14 protein-coding genes are annotated in these 21,724 nt (G+C 41.7%); 4 read left to right on the top strand and 10 right to left on the bottom strand.

Annotated features, from left to right (window positions below; genetic code table 11):
• Positions 1 to 77: 77 nt before the first annotated feature.
• Positions 78 to 2,177 carry an NAD(P)/FAD-dependent oxidoreductase gene (locus L6494_RS26895; protein WP_237990815.1) on the top strand — a complete coding sequence of 700 codons (2,100 nt, stop codon included), beginning with the start codon at positions 78 to 80 and terminating at the stop codon, positions 2,175 to 2,177.
• 55 nt (positions 2,178 to 2,232) lie between these two features.
• Here L6494_RS26895 and L6494_RS26890 read toward each other — a convergent pair whose 3' ends face one another.
• On the bottom strand, positions 2,233 to 3,474 hold the full coding sequence (locus tag L6494_RS26890; protein ID WP_237990814.1) for an IS200/IS605 family accessory protein TnpB-related protein: 1,242 nt from the start codon (positions 3,472 to 3,474) through the stop codon (positions 2,233 to 2,235).
• Between the two features lie 19 nt (positions 3,475 to 3,493).
• Between L6494_RS26890 and tnpA the strand changes: the two genes are divergently transcribed.
• Entirely contained in the window at positions 3,494 to 3,919 is a 426-nt protein-coding gene (gene tnpA, locus L6494_RS26885; protein ID WP_237990813.1) for an IS200/IS605 family transposase, read from the top strand.
• Positions 3,920 to 4,244: 325 nt separating this feature from the next.
• On the opposite strand, the gene L6494_RS26880 is transcribed toward tnpA, so the two are convergent.
• The 4 genes from L6494_RS26880 to L6494_RS26865 all read right to left on the bottom strand — a co-directional run bounded on the left by L6494_RS26880 (position 4,245) and on the right by L6494_RS26865 (position 9,771).
• Complete coding sequence (locus L6494_RS26880) at positions 4,245 to 5,804, bottom strand: hypothetical protein (protein WP_237996301.1); 1,560 nt, start codon at positions 5,802 to 5,804, stop codon at positions 4,245 to 4,247.
• A 435-nt stretch (positions 5,805 to 6,239) separates the two neighbouring features.
• Positions 6,240 to 7,730, bottom strand: coding sequence for a hypothetical protein (locus L6494_RS26875; RefSeq protein WP_237990812.1), 1,491 nt, complete (start codon positions 7,728 to 7,730; stop codon positions 6,240 to 6,242).
• 148 nt (positions 7,731 to 7,878) lie between these two features.
• Positions 7,879 to 8,643: a TIGR03943 family putative permease subunit gene (locus L6494_RS26870; protein WP_237990811.1), complete on the bottom strand. Its 765-nt coding sequence runs from the start codon at positions 8,641 to 8,643 to the stop codon at positions 7,879 to 7,881.
• 72 nt (positions 8,644 to 8,715) lie between these two features.
• A complete protein-coding gene (locus L6494_RS26865; RefSeq protein ID WP_237990810.1) occupies positions 8,716 to 9,771 on the bottom strand; it encodes a permease in 1,056 nt (351 codons plus the stop codon).
• A gap of 662 nt (positions 9,772 to 10,433) precedes the next feature.
• Here L6494_RS26865 and L6494_RS26860 point away from each other — a divergent pair.
• Entirely contained in the window at positions 10,434 to 11,792 is a 1,359-nt protein-coding gene (locus L6494_RS26860; RefSeq protein WP_237990809.1) for a sensor histidine kinase, read from the top strand.
• Positions 11,793 to 11,903: 111 nt separating this feature from the next.
• On the opposite strand, the gene L6494_RS26855 is transcribed toward L6494_RS26860, so the two are convergent.
• The 4 genes from L6494_RS26855 to L6494_RS26840 form a co-directional block, all read right to left on the bottom strand.
• On the bottom strand, positions 11,904 to 12,782 hold the full coding sequence (locus L6494_RS26855; RefSeq protein ID WP_237990808.1) for an NAD(P)-dependent oxidoreductase: 879 nt from the start codon (positions 12,780 to 12,782) through the stop codon (positions 11,904 to 11,906).
• Positions 12,783 to 13,279: 497 nt separating this feature from the next.
• Positions 13,280 to 14,464 (bottom strand): class I SAM-dependent methyltransferase, encoded by a 1,185-nt coding sequence (locus L6494_RS26850; RefSeq protein ID WP_237990807.1) that lies wholly within the window; start codon positions 14,462 to 14,464, stop codon positions 13,280 to 13,282.
• 100 nt (positions 14,465 to 14,564) lie between these two features.
• Positions 14,565 to 15,104 (bottom strand): GAF domain-containing protein, encoded by a 540-nt coding sequence (locus tag L6494_RS26845; RefSeq protein WP_237990806.1) that lies wholly within the window; start codon positions 15,102 to 15,104, stop codon positions 14,565 to 14,567.
• A 420-nt stretch (positions 15,105 to 15,524) separates the two neighbouring features.
• Positions 15,525 to 16,709 (bottom strand): NAD(P)H-quinone oxidoreductase subunit H, encoded by a 1,185-nt coding sequence (locus L6494_RS26840; protein WP_237990805.1) that lies wholly within the window; start codon positions 16,707 to 16,709, stop codon positions 15,525 to 15,527.
• 772 nt (positions 16,710 to 17,481) lie between these two features.
• On the opposite strand from L6494_RS26840, the gene rsmH reads away from it, so the two are divergent.
• A complete protein-coding gene (rsmH, locus tag L6494_RS26835) occupies positions 17,482 to 18,390 on the top strand; it encodes a 16S rRNA (cytosine(1402)-N(4))-methyltransferase RsmH (protein WP_237990804.1) in 909 nt (302 codons plus the stop codon).
• A 230-nt stretch (positions 18,391 to 18,620) separates the two neighbouring features.
• Here rsmH and L6494_RS26830 read toward each other — a convergent pair whose 3' ends face one another.
• Positions 18,621 to 20,927, bottom strand: a complete 2,307-nt coding sequence (locus tag L6494_RS26830; RefSeq protein ID WP_237990803.1) for a peptidoglycan DD-metalloendopeptidase family protein — start codon at positions 20,925 to 20,927, stop codon at positions 18,621 to 18,623.
• Between the last annotated feature and the right edge of the window lie 797 nt (positions 20,928 to 21,724).

The raw sequence follows: 21,724 nt of genomic DNA, 5'->3' as shown, positions 1-21,724 counted from the left end.
AGGGCGGAGTTTAGCGTACTTTACGCCTTTCGCATATCTGCCTGGGTAAGTAGATTGACCGGAGATGTCAGAAAAACATGAAAGAAATCCTTTATCTCGAAGTTCCGATTTCAGATACGGCAACTGTACGCAGTTGGCTGCAATCAGAGTTTGACCCAGTAAGTTGGGAGAAAATACTGACTCCAGATGGATTCCGCCTGAAATTATCTAGTAAATATACAACAGGTGGGACTGATTTTTACGAAAAATTACCGAAAGAAATTTCTGTATTTGTGTGGGCTGTCCAAAGAACTACTTACCTCAAGGTTTTTCGTTGGGCAGATACACCACTACCCGAAGAAAAAACTCTTGTGCAACACTTAACGACGGAAATCCGCAAACGTTTTCCCCATGAATATCCAGAACCACCAGCAATTGATTTATCCCAACAGTCGATTTTTGAAGCACTAGCTCCTTATTACCCTCTGACGGTCAAATTCTTTCAAAAAATGCCCAATGGGGAATATGACCTCAATCGTGCCTACTGGTGGGAACAAAGATGGCGGGAAGGGGTGCGGAATCCTCAGCAGCCGCGTCAGGTGTTGTTTTCTTCTCTAGGTGACAGGGGACAGGTGACAGGTGACAGGGTAGATCAGTACGACTTGATCTATATTGGTGGCGCACTGGGGGTAATTCATGCGGCGGTGATGGCACAACTGGGTTACAAAGTCTTACTAGTAGAACGTCTGGCTTTTGGACGAATGAATCGGGAATGGAATATTTCCCGTGATGAACTTCAAAGTTTGGTTAACTTGGGTTTATTCACGCCAGCTGAATTAGAAACGATTATTGTCCGGGAATATAAGGACGGATTTAATAAGTTTTTTGATGGCAATAATCCAGTTAAACTGCGATCGCCTATCTTACACACTCCTACGGTGTTAAATGTATCTCTAGACTCAGATAAGTTACTACGTTTGTGCGGACAGAAGTTAAAGGCCGCAGGTGGTGAAATCTGGGATGAGACGGAATTTCTCCGGGCTGATATCGATGACTCACAAGTTGTAGTCAATCTGAAGCATTTACCCACTCAAGAAGAAAAGCAGGTCAGTGGGCGGCTTTTAGTCGATGCAATGGGAACTGCTTCCCCCATCGCTTGGCAATTAAACGGTGGACGTGCCTTTGATAGTGTCTGTCCCACGGTGGGAGCAGTCATTGACAAGGGTTTTGAGCCTGGGGTTTGGGATTCTCAATATGGAGACGTGCTTTACAGCCACGGCGATATTTCGCGGGGTAGACAATTAATTTGGGAACTTTTTCCTGGTGCGGGTGAAGAACTGACAATTTATCTATTTCACTACCACGAAGTCAACCCAGAAAACCCTGGTTCTTTGTTGGAGATGTATGAAGATTTCTTTACAATTCTGCCAGAGTACCGCCGTTGTGATATGGAGCAACTGGTCTGGAAAAAGCCGACATTTGGCTACATACCGGGACATTTTAGTGTGAGTAGTAGCGATCGCCAAGTTGCCTTTGATAGATTAATTGCGATCGGTGATGCCGCATCTTTACAGTCACCCCTGGTATTTACTGGCTTTGGTTCTCTAGTACGTAACTTAGAACGTCTCACCACGCTGTTAAATGTCGCCTTACAGCATGATTTGTTGAGCCGTCACCATTTGAACTTAATTCGCGCCTATCAAAGCAACGTTTCTGTAACTTGGCTATTTTCTAAAGGTATGATGGTTCCCACCGGGAAATTTTTACCACCCCAGCGCGTCAATGCCATGCTGAATACCTTCTTTGGGTTATTAGCAGATGAACCTCCAGAGGTAGCCGATAATTTCATCAAAGATAGGTGTACTTGGTTGACCTTCAACCGCCTAGCACTGAAAGCAGCTAGCAAAAATCCTGCCTTACTGTGGTGGATTTGGGAATTAGCTGGGCCTAGAGATTTGTTCCGATGGCTAGGAACTTATGTTAATTTTGGTCGTTATGCCCTAGTTAGTGCTTTACTGAGTGCTTGGTTGCCTAGTTTTCTCATCTGGGTGAAACCTCGGCTAGAACTGCGTTATCCGGGATTATGGCTGTGGTTATTAACTATTAACTACGCTATCACCACAGGTAGACCGCGATCGCCCCAGCAGGTGGCAAATCAGGACTTACACAATAAAACTTTTCGCTGCGGAGGAGCGTAATAACAATTGAACGCACCCCAACTAATTGCAAGCAATATAGTTGGGGATTCTTTCGCTAAGAAACCATAAGATTTCTCAACGTATCCAGAGTTACTGGCGTTCTCAGTGTGTCGTTGGAACTTTTGCCCACGTTGGCGAAGCCTGCGCTCCGCGCATACACTCTAGAAAAATGTTTATCTTCTACAATTAGCGAGTACCAATATCTAGCACCAATATTGTATGACGCTGACAGATCAGCGTTGTACTGCTTGCCATTTTTAAATACAGCTAAAGAGTAATTAATCTTACTCCTTCTAACCTTACCACTTCCATCAAAAGCATAAGCACTGGTGTACTTGGGATTAACAAAAACTACTTTACCTCCCAACTCATTCCATCTTTGTTGTGTCAACTCAACTATTTTACAGTGACACCAGAGATGGAATTTTTGCTTTTGTAGAGAACCTTTTCTACCCGCTTTCGCTTTCCATCCAGATAAATTCTCAAACACAATCACCTTAACATTGTGAGTTTTTGCCAACTCCACAATGCCTCTCATAACCTTACGAGAGATTTCTAAATTGATGTTAGCTGACTTGCGGTAAAGTCCTTTACAAAAACCAGTAGGTAGTTTTTGTTTTGTTAGGTTAGATGTTTGCGATGATTTCTTCCTAATCATCATTCTGCGTTGATTTCTTCGGTCTATGTCTCTAGCAGGATTAATAAACTTCCTTGCTTTTACAGTACCGTTTCTACCAACGATAGATGCTGTGGCAGCATTGTTAATGCCCATATCAACACTACACACAAAATCTGAATCTTCTCTATCAACCTTCTTAATTTGAACGGGCATAGAAAGTTGACATTTGTTTTTATTAACAACTAAAGCAGGTGATTGTATCTCATTACCGTCAATCAGATGACGAGATAAACCAGTATGATTGATTTTAATGTTATTAAGCCATACCCAATCAGTTCCACTCCATACTTTAATATCTACAGTTTGGTAGTTTAAACCATATTTTACTTGTTGACCTTTATATAAAGCAGGGTAGGTTTTGCACATTGCAGTTAGCCTTGGTGGTCTAGCTGCTCTATGTTTTCTTATTCCTGATTGCCATTCATAATATCGGCTTTGAAAACTTGAAACTATACCAATAGCGTCAGCTATTGCTGCACGTCTTAAGTAGCTAGGAAATTTTCTGAAGAACGGATATCTATTAACTACTTTCTGAAAATATTTATGTTTTGGACTAGGGTTATCTGCGGTTTGATGAATCATTTTCTCAACCGCATAAGCTACTGTTTTAGTTGTCAATACAGTTATTTAATTAGTTATGGAAAATGGCATCAGGCTAAAAACCCGTTCCAACAGTGCTTTTAGACTCATCTATCATTTAGTTCTGGTAACTAAATTCCGTCGTAAATCCTTAACAGGAGAAATCCTTGCTAGGATGAAATCAATCATCAACGAACTATTATTTAAGTGGGAATGTGAGTTAATTGAGTTTGGTGGAGAATCTGATCATGTGCATTTGTTGATTGAGACTCATCCTAGTATTGACTTATCTAAATTAGTCAATAACATAAAAACCGTAACCTCTAGAAAGCTACGGTCTGAATTTTCTCAACATCTAAAAAAGTTTTATTGGGCAGAAAAACCCCAGTTTTGGTCAGGTTCTTATGCGTTAATTAGTGTTGGCGCACAAGCACCATTGGACAAGCTTATAGAATATGTACAGAAGCAAGAGAAACCAGAATAAATTGTTCGCACTTTCGTTTTATACTGGTTTCGCAGTCCCTACCTAAACAAGTTATAGGTAGGGACTGCGCTCAACATTTTTGTTCAAAATTCAAAATTCGTCTTGAAAAGTTTCCTACGGCGGGAAACCCGCCTACAGAACTTTTGTCTACGACACGCTACGCGAACGCAAAATTCAAAATTAACATCTTTTGAATTTTAAATTTTGACTTAATAGACCTCTTGCATAAATGCTTAAGGTGTCATGTTGAGCAAAGCGAAACATCTCAAAGATTCTACATTTCAATCAGAATGACACATCTCATTTTCGGACTTTTGCAAGAGGTCTATTGAATATTTTGCTTAAAATTCGGTAGTTCCACCGATGCTAAAGACTTCCGTTTCTTTGGTGGACGCTGGGGATAAACCACTGGGGAAGGTGATTGAGTCTCTTCATCAGTAAAATCACCCAATAATTCATGAGATAAATCACTTAACTCTAATTCGCTTTCATTTACTGGAGATACTTGTGAATAAGAATTCTCTGGTGGTTCAGCAGGGTTCTCCGTGGGAGATAAAGTGAAGGACAATGTTGCAGAATTATTTGTGGGGAGGGTGATGTCTGTAAATGTCACCAATGGCTTTTCTGGTGTGGTTTCCGGTGTTTCATCATCCTCAACATCTGTAGCCCAAGTTTCCCATACTTGAGTCTCTACAGGTTGACTGTCTGGAAGAGGATCTGATGTTGGTGGTGTTGCAGACTTAGTTCCAGGCTGAGACGCAAAAAACATTTGAATGAGACTATCTATTTGCTCATCTAGTTCTAATGATGGAGTTACAGATGAAATATCTTCCGGGTGAATCAGAGGCTCATTTTCGATAGCATCGCTTGATGCAGATGGCTTTGATGCTGGGGATGCCTCTGGCTTGGCTGGCCAGTTCCAAACAGGGGAAGGATTAGGAACACCGTAATCACCGCTAAATGGAGGTGGTAATGAAGCTTCACTCTCCACCTGAGCAGTATTTTCTTCTGGGGTTTCTGGTTCTGCTGACCAAGGTTTAATAGGCTGCGCGTTAGGAAACAAAGAACGAGCTTTTTTAGTAAACCGTGATTTATGAGTGACGGGATTTTGGGGTTTCTCAGTAGCTGTATCAGGAGCATCATAACTAGGAATAGATGTCTCTAGACATTTTTCCAGTGCTGCTTTAAATTGCAACGTCTGACGCTGCTGTCGCATTAACCTAGTACGTAGCTCACGGCAAGAATTTTCTGATTGTAAGACCTGCTGTGATTGTTCACTATAGTCAGTTTGTAATAAGGCGCATTCCCGTTCTAACTGAGCAATGCGTTGTTGACTAATTTGTAATTGTGCTTTATAACTGTCGTTCAGAATTTCTTGACGTTGTGCAGTTTGAGATGTAGTTTCTAGCTGTTGAAAAAGTGATTGGATTTGTTCTTGAGCGGCAGAAAGTTCCTGTGCTTGTTGATTAAGCATAGATTCCGTGACGCTAGAGCGTCTTTTCTGCCACTGCAAAGCCTGTTCTGACTCAGCTAAGTCATCTTTAAGATGTTCTACTTGCTGGTACAGATTATTATTGGCAGCACGTAATTCTTCATTTAATGCCAGCAGTTTGTGAAATTCATCTCCTACCTGTGTTTGCTGATCACTATCAGGTTCTACAACCCAATCTTTGTGGTTGGTGGTATCTTGGGGAAAATCAGGAGTTTGGGGATGATGCTGTTCATCTGCTGCGGGGTTGAGGAGTGGCAATTTAGCAACGACTGTATTGTCAGCAGGCACAACTGAGTAAAAAGGACAGATTGTTTGTTCTGTTTGTAGAGAATTAGCAGAAGAATTAGGAGATTCCATCACAGTCCTGTTATTTGAGGTGTCGGCTTCATTCATCACTCTTGAACCACCCACTTATCAATATTCAGCATTGCTGATCAACTGCTTAGGGGTTACTCTGGCAGCCCAGTTATTTTTCCCTAGCGTCAGTAGTTAATCATTGATCAGTGTTCCCCATTTTGCATCTATAACTAATGTCGTTATAACATTATCAACTCACCCCTCGTCAACCTTAGATAACGAGGGGGTTTCGAGATGAAATGCTACAAATATATGATTTGCTGTACAGATACTTAAATATTAAATATTTGGGTTGAAGCTGGCTTGGCTTTGGTTAAGAGTGATGTGGTAGCAACCCCCTGGTAGGAATTCACACGCTGGAGAAACACTGTCTCTGTATATAATTTATCAGATACATATTGTATCAAGTCAACAAAAAAAGGCAAAAATTTAAAATTCTTTTGCCTTTTAACTTTTAGCTTTTAACTTTCTTCATGGTAGCCAACGGGGATGAAATCCTATTAGGGGAAGTTTTTCTGGTTTGATGGTGCTGATGGCTGTATCAGAAATCGGTAGTAGGGGCATTAACCAAAGACTACTAGTAGCGATCGCCTCGCCATCATCGGTTTTCAAGTTGTTGGCAGATGGTGTAGTAGAATTGGCTTCGGGAACTACTTGGTCAAATAGCAACGCCAAACCATCGGGAGATAAACTCATTTGGACGTTTCTTTGTTCCACAGGTAACACCAACAATGGTTTCTGCTGTTTATTTTTCAGATCAATCGCCACTAAGTAGGGCTGTTCTATGTATTGCTCTTGAGAGACAAGTTGTGTCAACAAGCAGTAAAGAGTGGGTGAAGCGGGGTCAAACTGACAACTAAGAATAGAACCAGTAGTTTTTAATAAGGGTTTCTGAGTACCTTGGTTGGTGACTAAGAATAAATCTCTTGTAAAATCAGTATTAAACTTGACCATAGCCGCCTGAGAGCCATCTTTAGAAAAAGCCTGCACTAGCCCAAACTGCGGCAGAAAATCTAAAGGTTTGCTGGCATCTGGTTGGAGGGCTAAAATAGCTGCTCCCTGCCCTTGGGCAACAGCTACAGCTTTACTATCAGGAGTAATGATAAAGTCTCCCCCTGGTTGACTTTGTAAGCGTTGGGGCTGAGGTCTTTCACCAGATGGGATGTTAGCTGGCATAAACCACAGTCCAAAGTCACTGGGGTTATTTCTATTTCCCCGTTGCACAACTATTGTCTGTCCATCTGCCGACAAGTCAAATTTGAGGTTTTGATAGTCTTTATTATCTAAAACTAGCTCAATCAGACCTGCTGCTGCGGCTCTAGTGTCAGATTTTGCAGAAATTCCCGTTGTAACAGTATATATTTTGGCTGATAGTAAGTCTTGATTATTACTGGTGCGAGCCGAGAACAGAATTTTTTCTCCATCAGGGAAGGCTTTAAAGTCCATCACTACCAACTCTTTGGGGGAGAGAACTGTTTTTTTCTCTTCCGTCAAATTGTAGAGAACTAAACGTCCTTTATCTTCTGGATCTGCTCCTATGTAAAGAATGACGCGATCGCGAGTGCTAAACTGCCCCGAAAAAGGCTGTATCACTCGCTTGTTATCTTCTGGATCAGCAAATTTATCTTTAGCTCCTTGCAACTCTACTTTATAATTCGTGCCGTAGGGTGCAGGTGTCAGCAGGGTATAAGCCATCCGCCGTCCTGCCCAACTAATTTTACCTGCTAGGGGTGGTTCAATCTTTAAGTTATCCTCCACGCTTTTTATGTTCATGGGACGACTAAAAGCGAGAGTAAAAGAGATATCTTCTGCCCCTATTTGCTGATTTTGCCAAGTAAAATCCCGCACGCGTGCTGCTACGACATCACCTTGTAAAATGAGTAGTCCAATCAGCAAACTTAGCAGCAACATCAAGGCAATTGCTACCCTATCTAATGGTTGGAGAAAAGCTTTTTTAGTCATTCTGAATGAAATGTATAATCTTTGAGATGTTTAGCTTCGCTCAACATGACAGTTTAAGCATTTATGCAAGAGGTCTATTGAATAACATCTACCTCCTGCTCCCCTATCACCTGTCACCTGTCACCTGTCACCTATCACCTATCACCTATTAATAGCTATAGGGATTTTCTGGCTGGGGAATCTTTTTCAAAGAACTGGCGGCTATGGTGAGTTGACGATTACCACTGATGGTTTCTGTCACCATTTTTCCTTCTATCTCTAGCCAGGTGTCAGGGGAATATCTCTCTTGACCGGTTGAGAGTTTGACAGGTAATCCTACAGGATAAGCATCAGCCGCACAGCAAGTCAGTACAAATCTGGCTAGGAAGATGTATTCTGTGCCTATCTCTGGAGGGTGGACGACAAATCCTTGAACCTTGACTTTTTGACCTGTATATGAGTCTGGTTCAGGGTAGACGCTGAGTGTGCGTACCCAGTCCACAAGCGATCGCTCTTCTGGACGAATAGAAGCACGAAAGGCTTGGGGTTGAACGCGAGAGGTTGACAATAAATCTGTAACTCCTCTCTGGAGTGCCTTATCACTGGCAAATACTTGGGGTGTGATGATTAAACCTAAAATCGCTGTGATTAACAGCAAGCTACTACCCCAACCAGGGGCAAAAAAATTAATGTGTTGAGGGTTTGGTGTCATATCACGCTGTCGCCGTCGCGATCGCCATAGTTCTCGTGCTTTCAACAAACCCAAGGCTATCAAACCAGCACCACCTAGTACCACTAAAGGAAAGAAATTGGGGTGAATTAGGAGGTTTAGCTTACCATTTAGCCAATATCTCAGCATCATCACACCCCAAGCTGTAATTGCTAAGACATCCAGCCAGGGAAGTAATTTATTTTGGGTGGAAGATTTAGTCAAGTCGCTTCGCTCCAATTCAAAATTCAAAATTTAAAATTATTTACATACTCATTACTCACTACTCACTACTATCTAAATAACGTGCAAGTTAATAAACAGGGTAAACAAAAATGTGAGTTGTCCAGCTAAGGCAAATAGGTAAAAGATAGTTTTGGGTTTGAACATGGATAACATCAAGCCGACGCTTTTGATGTCAATCATGGGGCCGAATACCAAAAATGCTAATAAAGAACCAGTGCTAAAGGTTGAGGCGAAGGATAAGGCGAAAAAGGAATCGACGGTAGAACAAATGGATACGACGGCGGCTAACACTAGCATGACCAAAATTGAGGTAATCGGCCCAGCACCGAGGCTGAGAATTAAATCACGGGGAGCTAGAACTTGAATTGCTGCTGCGATCGCACTACCTAAAACCATTACGCCTCCCAATTCTCGCAACTCTTGGATGCTATTATCTAGCACCAGACGGAGTTTATCTCCTGGGGGTTTACTCGTCGTGAGGGTGGGTTCATCGGCTGGGACTAAGTTGGCATCCAGCCGTGTAGTCATACCTGCTCTTCCCCCTAAAATGTAAGTCCCAGAACGTAATATATTTGGTTTGTTGGCAGCTTGTTGTCCTGATTGATATTGACCCCGGCGTTTTGGTTCTGGTTTGTGGGGGGGATTAAATTTCAAATAACGGGCGATCGCTGGTTGCACTATGGGTTGCAAGTCTGTTTGAAAACTAAACACATAACCGATAATGATGGCAATTAATAAAGAAAATACCACTCTCAGAACTACAATTTCTGGCTGATCGCGAAATGCTGTCCAGGTTGCCCAAATTACAATCGGGTTGATTGTTGGTGCTGCTAGTAAAAAACCAACTGCTACAGGTGTGGGTACTCCTTGCATCAGCAACCGCCTTGCTACCGGCACATTGCCACATTCACACACCGGAAACAAAAAGCCAACCAGGCTGCCAACTATAGCACCCATTAGTGGGTTTTTGGGCATTCTCTCTACTAGTTTGCGCTCATCAACAAAAAATAGCAGCACACTAGAGAATAAAACCCCTAGAAGCAAAAAAGGCATCGCCTCGACTAGCAGACTCAGAAATATAGTGAAACCATTGTTCAGTTGATTCATGGGTGTTGCAGTCAAAAGCGGGTTGAATTTTTGAGTTTATGCCTAGTTATTCTATGCTGAATGGGGATCAAACGCATTTAGGTACAATACAACATATTGAAAACAGTAAGTAGAGATTAGGGTGTGAGTTGTATTTCAACACTAATAGTGGTCACTTGTAATAGAGATGGGTGTTGATTTGAGTGGATGTACTAGAATAACTCTGTTAATGATTGTTTCATCTCCACAATAGTTCCTAGTTTTGTCTATTAGGTGCTTAACTAGTATGTCATTTAACAGCTAATCATTATACTTACCGGACAATAACTCTTGATTATGTTACCTTTTGGGCTTATTCATAAAGAATTGATCATTTTAAAATATTTGGGGATCGCTCTCAGTTACTAATATTCATGATTTTTACGATTCCTCCGAAAATAAAATTTTAGGGTTGCTTGAATTTCTACTATAAAAACTCTCAATCGGCAAGACCAATCTGGAAAAATCATCAATTATACGTAAGTATTTTCACGAAAATTATTCCGGTATAGGGGAAAAGGTATGTTTCATCTTTGACTATGAAACAAGTTTTATGAAGACTGCTTGCTTGCGGTAAGTAGCAAATGTAAAGGCTAAAATATTAGCTTATTATTTGGCAGTTGTAGTCAAGATGAGAGTTTACCGTGTCACAAGAGTTTTGTTCCCCAATATCAGCACCAGTTTTATCTGTTGGTAGCGATCGCGATCTCGGTTTAGAGTCAAGCCTGCAAGAACTACCAATGTACACTTTTGATGTAGAAGTTAATTTTACTGGTGCAGAAGTAGCGAAATATTTTGATCAATATCCCTCACTCCCAGGGGTAATTTTAGTAGAACAGGGCAAATTCCGGGGGATGATTTCCCGGCGGCGACTAGTGGAGTTTTTGATTCGTCCCTATGGAGAGGATTTATTTGCTAAAGAATCCTTAGATGTTCTCTACAGTTACGCCCGTACAGCGATTTTGCAGTTACCTGAGACAACGCCAATTTTAACAGCCATGCAGCACACACTGAAGCGATCGCCGGAATTTTTGGCAGAACCAATAGTAGTCCAGACAGCAGAAAATACCTATAAATTATTAGATTCCCATGAACTAAATATTGCTGCTTGGCAAATTCGCGGTATTGAAACTCAGGTGCGCTACGAACGTAGTCAAGCCCAAATGATTCAAAATGATAAAATGGCAAGCCTCGGAAGGTTAGTAGATGGAGTCGCCCACGAAATTTTAGATCCCGTAGGCTTTATCTGGGGTAACTTAACTCATATCTCCAACTACAGCCAAGATTTACTCAAACTGATAGCTGCTTACGAAAAAAATTTACCTCAAGGTTGCGAGGTAATAAATATTCTTAAAGAAGAAATTGAATTTGATTATTTAGCACAAGATTTATCTAAAGCATTAACTAGCGCACGCAGTGGCGCAGAAAGATTAAAAAAACTTGTCACAAGTTTACAAAATTTCTGTCATATTGATGCAATTTATCCTAAACCTGTAGATTTACATACTTGTATAGATAGCATTGTAATTTTAATGAAAAGCCGTTTAAAAGGAGAAATTAAAATCATTAAAAATTACGGCAAACTTCCACCAGTCCCTTGCTTTATCGGGCAGCTAAACCAAGTATTAATGAATATTTTAAGTCAAGCTGTTGATAGTTTACTAGATGAAGCAGTGCGACATCAACTACAACCAAATTGCAGCAAAAATATTAAACAAGCAGAAATTATCATTACTACAGACGTTATTTCTCAAGCAGCCAAAATACCAGATACCCCTGATTCTCGCTGGGTTTCTATTTGCATTGCTGATAATGGCATAGGAATATCTGATGAGTTACAAAAACAAATAATCGAAAGTTTCTCTATCGAAAAAAGAGCCGATAAAGAAACAAGTTTAGCAGTTAGTTATCGCATTATCACCGCTAGGCATGGAGGTAATCTAAATTTCCGCTCCCAACCAGAGATAGGTACTGAATTTGAAATTTTATTGCCTTTATTGTAGTCAATAATGATTAGTCATTAGTCGTTTCTGCCTACAATAGCATCTGTTGAGGAGAGAATATTTATGTGTCTTTCTACTAATTTTGTCTAACAATAACTCTCACCAATACCCCTAACCTCCACTCACCTCTCCCCAGTCTCTAATTACAGAAAATAGGGCAGAATAATCATCATTACCAAAAGACATTTTCATGGCTGTTTGGAGAATTTTCTGCACATTTTCAACACTGCTGAGATCCAAACCTAGAGATTGAGCTTCAGAAATAAATAAATCCGTATCTTTGAGCAAGTGTTTGGTGGGAAAATTGGGGTTACGATAATTGCCATCTAACATACGCGGTAGTTTTTTATCGAAGGTAGGCGCATACAACGCACTATCGCGTAAAACTTCCATAAACTTTTCCACGTCAATTCCTTGACGTTGCACAAAGGCTAAACTGAGGGCAAAGCTTGTAGTTAGAGAACCAATTAGCTGATTTAAGGCTAATTTCAGCCCAGAAGCAGTTCCCACAGGCCCTATAAGTATAGGTTCTGAGCCAAAATTTTTGAGTATATTTAAGTGTCGTTCATATTGTTGTGGTTGCGCGCCTACCATCACTGTTAGCGTACCCGCTTTTGCTTCGGGGATGCTACCCAATACGGGTGCTTCTATATATTCACCCCCACCCCCAACTATAGAATCTCGGATTTCCTGGCTTTGTGTTGGGGTAATTGTTCCCATCTGAATAATAGTACGCCCTGCCAAAGTCCGCCAAGAGGTGTCCGATAGCAGGACATGATAAATTGCTGCGGCGTTCGTCAACATGAGAATGACGCACTCAGCTTCCCGAATAGCATAGCGGGGATGTGTAACGACTTCTGCCCCGGCTGCTTGCAGGGGTGCTAGTTTTTCTGGGGTACGGTTGTAAGCAATTACCTCAATATTTGCTGCTAACAATCTTTGGGCCATTGGTAGTCCCATTAGTCCAGTTCCCAGAAATGCCACCTTCATTTTTCACTTTCCTTTAGTAGACCATAGGCGAGTCTATTGTTAGACATCGCGTTTTCATTGTGGGATTGTCAGCAGTTAGGGAGTAGTTACTCCTGATTCCATCCTCAATTTACCAACTCAGTGGTGAGTGGTGAGTGGTGAGTGGTGTTAGCGGTAGCGCGGCGTTTAGCCGGTGGTGAGTGCTGAGTAAATTTAAGTAATTAGTACAGCACGGCGTAAATAAAGCTACTATTTCAAACGAGCAAGAGGCTTGATATAGGAAACTTTCGACTTTTGACTTTTGACTTCCGCCTTCACGGCGGTATTAGCCCCCTGCGGCAAAACTCACCATAATGATGACTGATAACAAGATACCAGGACTAAGTAAGGTTACTAACATTAAGAAGTCATGAGCAGACATAATTATTACTCCGATTGTTAATTCGGCTTCATAGCAATCACTGTTATGCTAGTCCATATCTGTCTAATCCAGCATTCCTAAAGAGATTTTTAATTTTTTACTCTGGCACAGTTAAGCCTTTTAGCCGTTGAGTGGTGTCTTGTTTGGGTAATCCCTTGCTTTGAATTAAAACTCCAAAGTTGCCTAGTCCTGTGGGATCAATGAGTTGGTGTAGTGATTCTCGTCGTTGTAGGAGTTGAGAAAGGGGTATTTCTTGATAGGAAAGGGCTGCAATGCGATTTCCTAAGCCCAAGGACATCAAAAATAAACCTTGCTGTGTAAAACCAACTTTGTCTAAACCACAGGGTTCACCCCATCGTTCTAAGGCGGTAAAGTCAACATGGGCTGTAATATCTTGTCGCCCAATATTGATATAAGGGTTGTTGTGATGACGATGGTGATAGTAGCACTGGAGCGTTCCTTGCGATCGCCTGGGATTATAATAACGGTTGGCAGGGTAGCCATAATCAATTGTTAACACATACCCCCGTTGCAAGCGGTCGGCTACTATACTCAACCAGTCTAAAGCAGCTAAATTAATTTCACTGCGGTAGCCATCCTCATAACCACCTTGCTGGAAATTAATCCCGACTAAATCAAAATATTCTCCTAGGCGGGGGGTAGAGAGTGCGCCTGTGATTTCTGTAAAGGATGGAGTTACGCCTTCACCTACCTGTTCTTCCTGAATGGTGACGTAAATTTCTCGCAGTTCACCGGACTCTAAGATAAACTGATGCACTGGTAAAGCATCTACTAACTCATTGGAGAAAAAACAGCCAACAATTGAGTTGGGTGATATCTCCTCCCAGCTACACCAACGCACGGGAAACTCTTGTAAGCGTTGCTGCTGTTCTTGTTGTAAGCCTGGGGATTTTTCGATAATGAGATACTGCAAGACTGAGAAGAAATCTGGATGATGCTGCTGAGTGTATTGAAGAATATGTAACGCTAACAATCCTTGACCTGCACCCATTTCTACCAAATAAAAGGGTATAGGTTGCCCTAAAATTTTCCACATTTGCAGAAATTGTTCTGCTAATAACTCGCCAAAGTCAGCGTCAAGAGTGACTGAGGTGAAGAAATCACCGCCTTTAAACCCAATTTTGACGGCATTGCTGGAATAGTAGCCAAGTTCAGGGTGATATAGCACCATGTCCATATACTCAGCAAAAGTAATTCGTTGTTGAGGACTGGTACTAATGCGATGGGCGATGGCTGTATGCAGTGCCAAATTAGAATCCATAGATAATAGGGAACAGGTGACAGGTGACAGGTGATAGGTGACAGGGAACGAAGAGAAGACCGCGCTGGCGCAACTATCACCCATCACCCATCACTCATATTTAACTTTCCAAAATTTCAGGGGATGTGGCTAAAGTTCTCGCCCCTAATTGCATCAGTTCTATATCTGATTGTGACCAATTACGAGTTCCTTGACATTCATGGGCTACCAGTAATCCCCATAAACCCCTAGGTATCAAAACGGGTACTACTAGGTTAGCCCGGACTTGCAAACTCCCAAGAAATTCTCGGTGACAAGTTGCGATTGGTTCTGTTTCAATATTAGCGATCGCTTTAACTCTACCTGCTAAATACAATGCTGCATACTCGTCATTAAAACACTCATCAGCCCCAGTTGAACCTAGTATGGAAAACTCCTGAGAACGTAGGGCTTCAAACGTCACCTGTCCATGCCACTGCCAGTAAAAGTAATATAAAACTAAGCGATCAACCTGTAGTGATTCTCTCAGTTCGTTCGTCGTTTGTCTGATTAATGCGTCCCTTTGCATTTTTTGGACAAGACGATTCAGAATCCTTTTTAAGCCCTCTTCCGTAGGTTTATTTGAGCTAGGCTCAAATTCTGCGTGAGAATGAATTTGCACAGTTCTAAAATTATAAATACAGATAGCAGGATCAGTTTTATATAGTAATTTATCAGGTTCTATTCCTAAATTTTACTTACTCAAACAAGCAAATTAAATTTAATAGAAATAGAATAAATACTAAACAAAACTTTAGGTAAGTTATTATTCGCAATCTTAATTTATATAATTTTTTCGGAAAACTAATAATAATTAACTAAGAATTAATATTTTAAAATTTTTAATGATTATCTAGACAATCTTATCTAATTTATGATATTGGCGATAATTCAGAACCCCGGTTTTTTTGAAAAACCGGGGTTCTAAAGTCTCACATACCCCTACTGGGTTCGCGATAGCGTTGCGTAGCAAAGCAAGCTACGCGGTAACGTGTCTACAAGACCAATGATTTAGGATTGGGCATTGCCCACCCTATGAACACTATCTGTCAACAGACCCCATGATTACGTCGATACTACCGAGAATCACTACAACGTCTGCAACTTTCATGCCGCGTAACAAATGAGGCAGAATCTGGAGGTTGTTGAAATCTGCTGGACGAATCTTCCACCGCCAGGGGAAAACGTTATCATCGCCAATCAGATAAATACCTAGTTCACCTTTACCGCTTTCTACACGGGCATAAATTTCACCTTTGGGCATTTTGAAGGTGGGAGAAACTTTCTTACCAATGTATTGATAATCAAAGGCATCCCATTCTGATTTTTTCCCAGCCATTAAACGCTTGGCTTCTAGATTTTCGTAGGGGCCGCCAGGTAGTCCTTTGAGGGCTTGCTTGACAATTTTCACAGATTCGCGCATTTCCCGCATCCGCACCATGTAACGCGCCATGCAATCACCGGTAGTTTCCCACTGCACGTCCCAATCAAAATCGTCGTAGCATTCGTAGTGGTCAACTTTCCGCAAATCCCATTTCACGCCAGAAGCGCGTAACATCGGGCCAGAAAGTCCCCAGTTAATAGCTTCTTCACGTCCGATAGTGCCAATACCTTCAATACGACGGCGGAATATGGGGTTATTGGTAACTAACTTTTCGTATTCATCGATGACGGGTAAGAAATAATCACAGAATTCCATGCACTTATCTACCCAGCCATAGGGCAAATCAGCAGCTACACCACCAACGCGGAAGTAGTTGTTGTTGACCATGCGGTAGCCTGTGGCAGCTTCCCATAAATCATAAATCATCTCCCGTTCGCGGAATTGGTAGAAGAAGGGAGTTTGTGCGCCTACGTCAGCTAGGAAGGGGCCAAACCACAGCAGATGGTTGGCAATGCGATTCAATTCCAGCATAATGACGCGGATGTAGCTGGCGCGTTTAGGTACAGTCACACCTGCCAGTTTTTCCGGCGCGTTGACGGTGACAGCTTCATTGAACATACCTGCTGCATAGTCCCAGCGACTAACGTAGGGGACATACATTACAGTGGTGCGGTTCTCGGCGATTTTTTCCATGCCTCGGTGTAAGTAGCCAATCACCGGTTCACAGTCAACAACGTCTTCACCATCCAAAGTGACAATTAACCGCAAAACCCCGTGCATGGAGGGATGGTGTGGCCCCATGTTCAGCACCATAGGTTCAGTGCGGGTCTCTATTCTTGCCATAAATTCCGTGTTCTCCCATTAGAAAATTGTGAATTGAACCGCGTATGTGCCATCCAGACAGGATTTTTCGTGTCTGCCAATGTGTCATGTTCGTAGAGGCAATATCTTGGGGCAAGCCCGGCATTTATTGCCCATACGGGAGTATGTTGGAGAGATGGGGGCAGCTAAGGGCTTTTTCTTGATGTTGCATTTTGTTTCACTTCTTCAACTATTATATGGAAGCTCGATAACCAATAAATTAAGGCACTGGATTTTTTCATCTCTCATGGGGTGATAGGGGATAGGTGACAGGTGACAGGTGACAGGTGATAGGCGATAGGTGACAGGTGACAGGTGACAGGTGACAGGTGATAGGTGATAGGTGACAGGGAAGAGATAGAGGTAGAGGTGCTGAGGAGACAAGAAATGATTTTTTGACTTTTTTCTGCCCAGTAACCAAAGACTGTTGATGTTAAACGAGTAAATTTGCTCTTAAATTTGAATTTACCAGAAAAAATACTGTTATATATTTTTGACTTTAAACTGTAACTTTATATGCACTGGCAAATAGAGTATTGTAGATGTTCTATATTTATTATTTGAATGCTAGATGGTTCTTATTCATGCGATCGCTCGGTTTTAAGTTTATTCATCTGTCCGTTAATTTCTATGATTTTCAATGTTTATTGTCACCACAATTAAAACTAAACTAAATAGCCAATTATCAACTAAGGATAATTGATTCTGAATACTAAGTTCTTCTGTAATTCTCTATCTTTTTGTGCTAAATCTCATGAATTCTCATTCTGCCAACTTGCCAGCTATCGAAGAACCGACATTTTCCCATTTACCAGTGTTACCGCAGGATGTAATTACAGGGTTGGCAATACATCCTGGTGGACGTTATCTGGATGCAACGGTAGGGGGTGGTGGTCATAGTCGTTTGATTTTGGAGGCTGTACCGGATATACAGCTAACGGCTATTGACCAAGATGAGGATGCTTTAGCGGCAGCTCAAAAAGAGTTAGCAGAGTTTGGTGATAGGGTAAGGTTTATTCGCAGCAATTTTGCGACTTATAAGTTTCCTGTTGCCGGTTTTGATGGCATTCTCGCTGATTTGGGTGTGAGTTCTTATCACTTAGATACACCAGAACGAGGTTTTAGCTTTCGTCACACGGCTAGTTTAGATATGCGAATGGATCAAAGGCAATCTTTAACGGCTGCTGATGTGATTAATGAGTGGGATGAGAAAGAATTAGCGGATATTTTCTTTAAATATGGAGAGGAAAGACTCTCACGGCGTATTGCCAAGCGCATTGTCGAAAAACGCCCATTTCACACAACTACAGAATTAGCTGAGGCGATCGCAAGTTGTGTGCCGCCTAAATACCGCTATGGTAGAATTCATCCTGCTACCCGTGTGTTTCAAGCTTTGCGAATAGTGGTCAACGATGAGTTAAAGTCCCTAGAAACTTTTTTGGAGACTGCACCCAAAGCTTTAGTTACAGGTGGCAGAATCGTTATTATCAGTTTCCATAGTCTAGAAGACCGCTTAGTAAAGCATGGGTTACGTAATTCACCTTTGTTAAAGGTTTTAACTAAAAAGCCAATTATTGCGACTGACGCAGAAATTAGTGATAATCCGCGATCGCGTTCTGCCAAACTGAGAATAGCAGAGAGAGTGGTGAGTGGTGAGTGGTGAGTGCTGAGTGCTGAGTAGTGAGTGGTGAGTGCAATTCATGGAGTCTCTTGCATAAATGCTTAACCTGTCATGTTGAGCGAAGCGAAACATCTCTTAGATTCTACATTTCATTCAGAATGACACATCTCATTTTCGGAATTGATTAGTCAATACACCCAAAAGCAAAAGAGGGAGCTTAATTACTCCCTCTTTCTAGGCTAGATAATCATCAAATTGAAAACAGGTCTTAGCTATATGCGGTTCTTAGGTAGCATCGCTATAGGATTAATTGCTCCTTTACCTGGTGTATGAATTTCAAAATGTAGGTGAGGTCCGGTGCTAAAACCAGTGCTACCCATATTGGCAATATGCTGTCCTTTCTGTACCTGCTGACCTGCTCTTACAAAAATTTTGCTGTTGTGAGCGTAACGAGTTAATGTGCCATCTGGATGACGGATATCGACAAGAATGCCATAACCACCATTATTCCAACCAGCTTTCTCAACAATGCCATCAGATGCTGTAACAATTGGTGTACCCACACCGTTGGCAATATCAATACCTCTGTGCATTCTTCCCCAACGCCAACCATAGCCAGAAGTGAGTACACCTTTTGCTGGCCAAGTGAAGGCTGTAGACGAATCTGATGGAAGAGGTGTGCTTTCATCAATTGTTCTGGGTAAATATTGGTCTACCGCCGCTAAAGGTGGTAGCTTGGCTGGAGAAACAGTAGTTCCTCTCATTCTTCCTAAAGAGTCGGAAGCATTAACACCAGCCGGAGGTGTTGCGATTCGGATACCTGATGGATTCTGGGATGGTTTTAACTGGCTAGCTCCATTGTTAGGTAAGAACTCTGGATTAATTGGCTCATTATTTAGAGGCCGAGTAGCACGGAATTCCGGCTTAACTGGTTGGTTAGCGTAACCAGGTGTTAAAGGAGTAGGAACAGCAATTGGGATAGAAAATTCTGTTTGATTGGAAACTGGTCTAGAAACTGCCAAGCCATTGGGAGTAGCTACAGGAATTGGTATAGCAGCATCTCTTGTTTCTGACGCAGCGTTATTTCCTGCATTTTGAGCGCGGTATTTTGCTTGTAATCTCTGAATTTCTGCTTGTAAGCCACGGAGTCGCTCGTTTTTTGCGCTGGCTACTCTGTCAGTAGACTTTTTCGGCTTCTGCATTTCTACAAAAACTCTGGGAACAGGTGTGTCACCACCTATACCTTGAGTGATGGGGTTATTCGCAGTTGTTTCTGGCTCAACTGGGGTATTTGCTTGGTTTTCGCTGTCTTCAGTTGCTGTTGTTGGCACAGCGAGACTGTTGCTATCACTGTTATCAGCTAAAACAGGTGTTTGTGAAGTAATAGGTTGGGAATTAATGCTAGTTGTGTTGAGCGGAATACTAGCTATTTCAGAATTAATCCCGTACTGTCTGTTTATGGGGTTTTGAGTAACAGGAATCACCAATTGTTGGCTAATTTTCAACTGATTGGGATCACTGAGTCCGTTGGCTTTAGCTAGTTCTGAAACAGAAGTATTGTATCTGTTAGCGATCGCAGCTAGGGTATCTCCTGGTTTAACTTCGTAGTTGGCCTGTTGCGATGGCGCAGTAATTTTTGGTGCAACTATTGGTGCAGTTATTGCTGGTGGCTGCACGGGAATAGTAATCGCTTGTGGCTGTTTTACGCTCGTGGCCAGATCATCTTGATTCCCATTGGTGGGAATTGGTGACTGTTCGATAACTGTGCCGTTAATACTCAGAGGTGGTAGCTGATTGGCTATAGCTGTTGGCTGCTTCAAGCCAGATGGATTTTTTGATAAATCTTTTGATAAATCTTTTGACTCCTCAGACCGCAACTCCGCCAGACTTTTTCTTAAACGGTTCGATTTTTCTTGCAGGCGATTAAGAGCAAATTCTTGCTGCGCCTTCAATTGAAGATTCATTTCACCACTAGCAGCTGCGCTATCTGCGGCTTCTGTTTGTGGCTGGGTTTTTATAAATGCCGTTTGTTCACCATTAATATCGTTAGTTTTAGCAAGCTCTTCTACAGACTCTTTGGCTTGCTGTTGCTGTGATTCTTGCTCTTGCTGGTCTATGGAAGTTTTGTAAGTTACTAAATTTTGAGAAAGAGTTTCTGAGGTAGAAGCTGGCTCAGACATTCCACTTGCCAAAACTTGCCACTTAGCTTCAAGCCCAGGTAACTGTGAAACTGCTGTCGGTTCAACTATGACAGGATTCTCTGGCACGCTTGCTGATAAGACTACAGGAGTCCCCAGTTTTGTGGGAGCAAATTTCACTTCATTATCAGAGGCTGTAGGAACGGTAGAGGCGGCTTTTTGGCTACCTACAGGGGCTGCTGCTTGGGCTTGATCGCTTTGCCGAGTCACCAAAAGGCTGGTTGCTCCCATCGAGATTGCTAAACCAATCATGGCTACTTGTGTCCGCGCTCGGCGATTCGCCTTATTGTTCGCCACGTTTAGTTGATCCATTGGGGCATCATCACTGCCAGGGGTATTTTCCAACACAGCCTTCACTCTTTTTTTTAATGCTCGTTTCAAAGACGACCTCCTATGATCAATAGTGCTTAACTGACCTAGATTTTCCAGTTGGAACTAGTCAACGATCTAGATCACATCACACGATAGATCAAGATCACTTTTACCAGAGATACATAGGCAAGATTAACCTGGTTCTCTGATTTAGACAAGTTCACACCTGTTAGCAAAACTTTAAAAGTTGCTATGCTGACTTGTCCGTTCGACTCCTCACCCCCTCACACAGCTTGCTCTTCTCAGAGTTGTCTTAGCTTACTCTTGCTTTTGGCGATTTGGCTAGAAAATACATGATACCTTCTAAGGAAACAATCGCCGTGAGCAATTCTCACATTTGGCTTCTGGAAAAGCGATGCCCCCTGATGTAAATATCTTCAAGGGTTTTTGAATAAATCCGTCTTCCCAACACGAGACTTTACGTTGATTATTCCCTAAAAAACAACCGTACAAACTTACGACCGATTTTTTGCTGCTCAACAATATTTATTCAGCAAAAAGGGTTCAAACTCTTTATAAGAAAGAAGTTTCACTTTTTTGTTCCCCATACTTCAACCGTTTGAATTCATCAAAATCTATCATTCAAACTTCCGAAGTAATGGAATTTGATATACAAATTTCTTATCATAAAAACATTTATTTTTTGTCATTTTTCAATATAATTACAGTTGACAAGAAAAAATAAGGTCATTAATAATACATTTTTAAATATGTATACGAGAAGTCGATAAGTCTAAAAGTCTTATTATGCAACGAACATACATAGTTTGCGTAAGGAAAATTACTTACGCAAAATCTAGTTCATA

Source organism: Nostoc sp. UHCC 0870 (assembly GCF_022063185.1).
In the GTDB taxonomy this organism is placed as follows: Bacteria; Cyanobacteriota; Cyanobacteriia; order Cyanobacteriales; family Nostocaceae; genus Trichormus.
The sequence above is the reverse complement of the archived record's forward strand: the minus strand, read 5'-3'. Positions and strand labels throughout refer to the sequence as shown.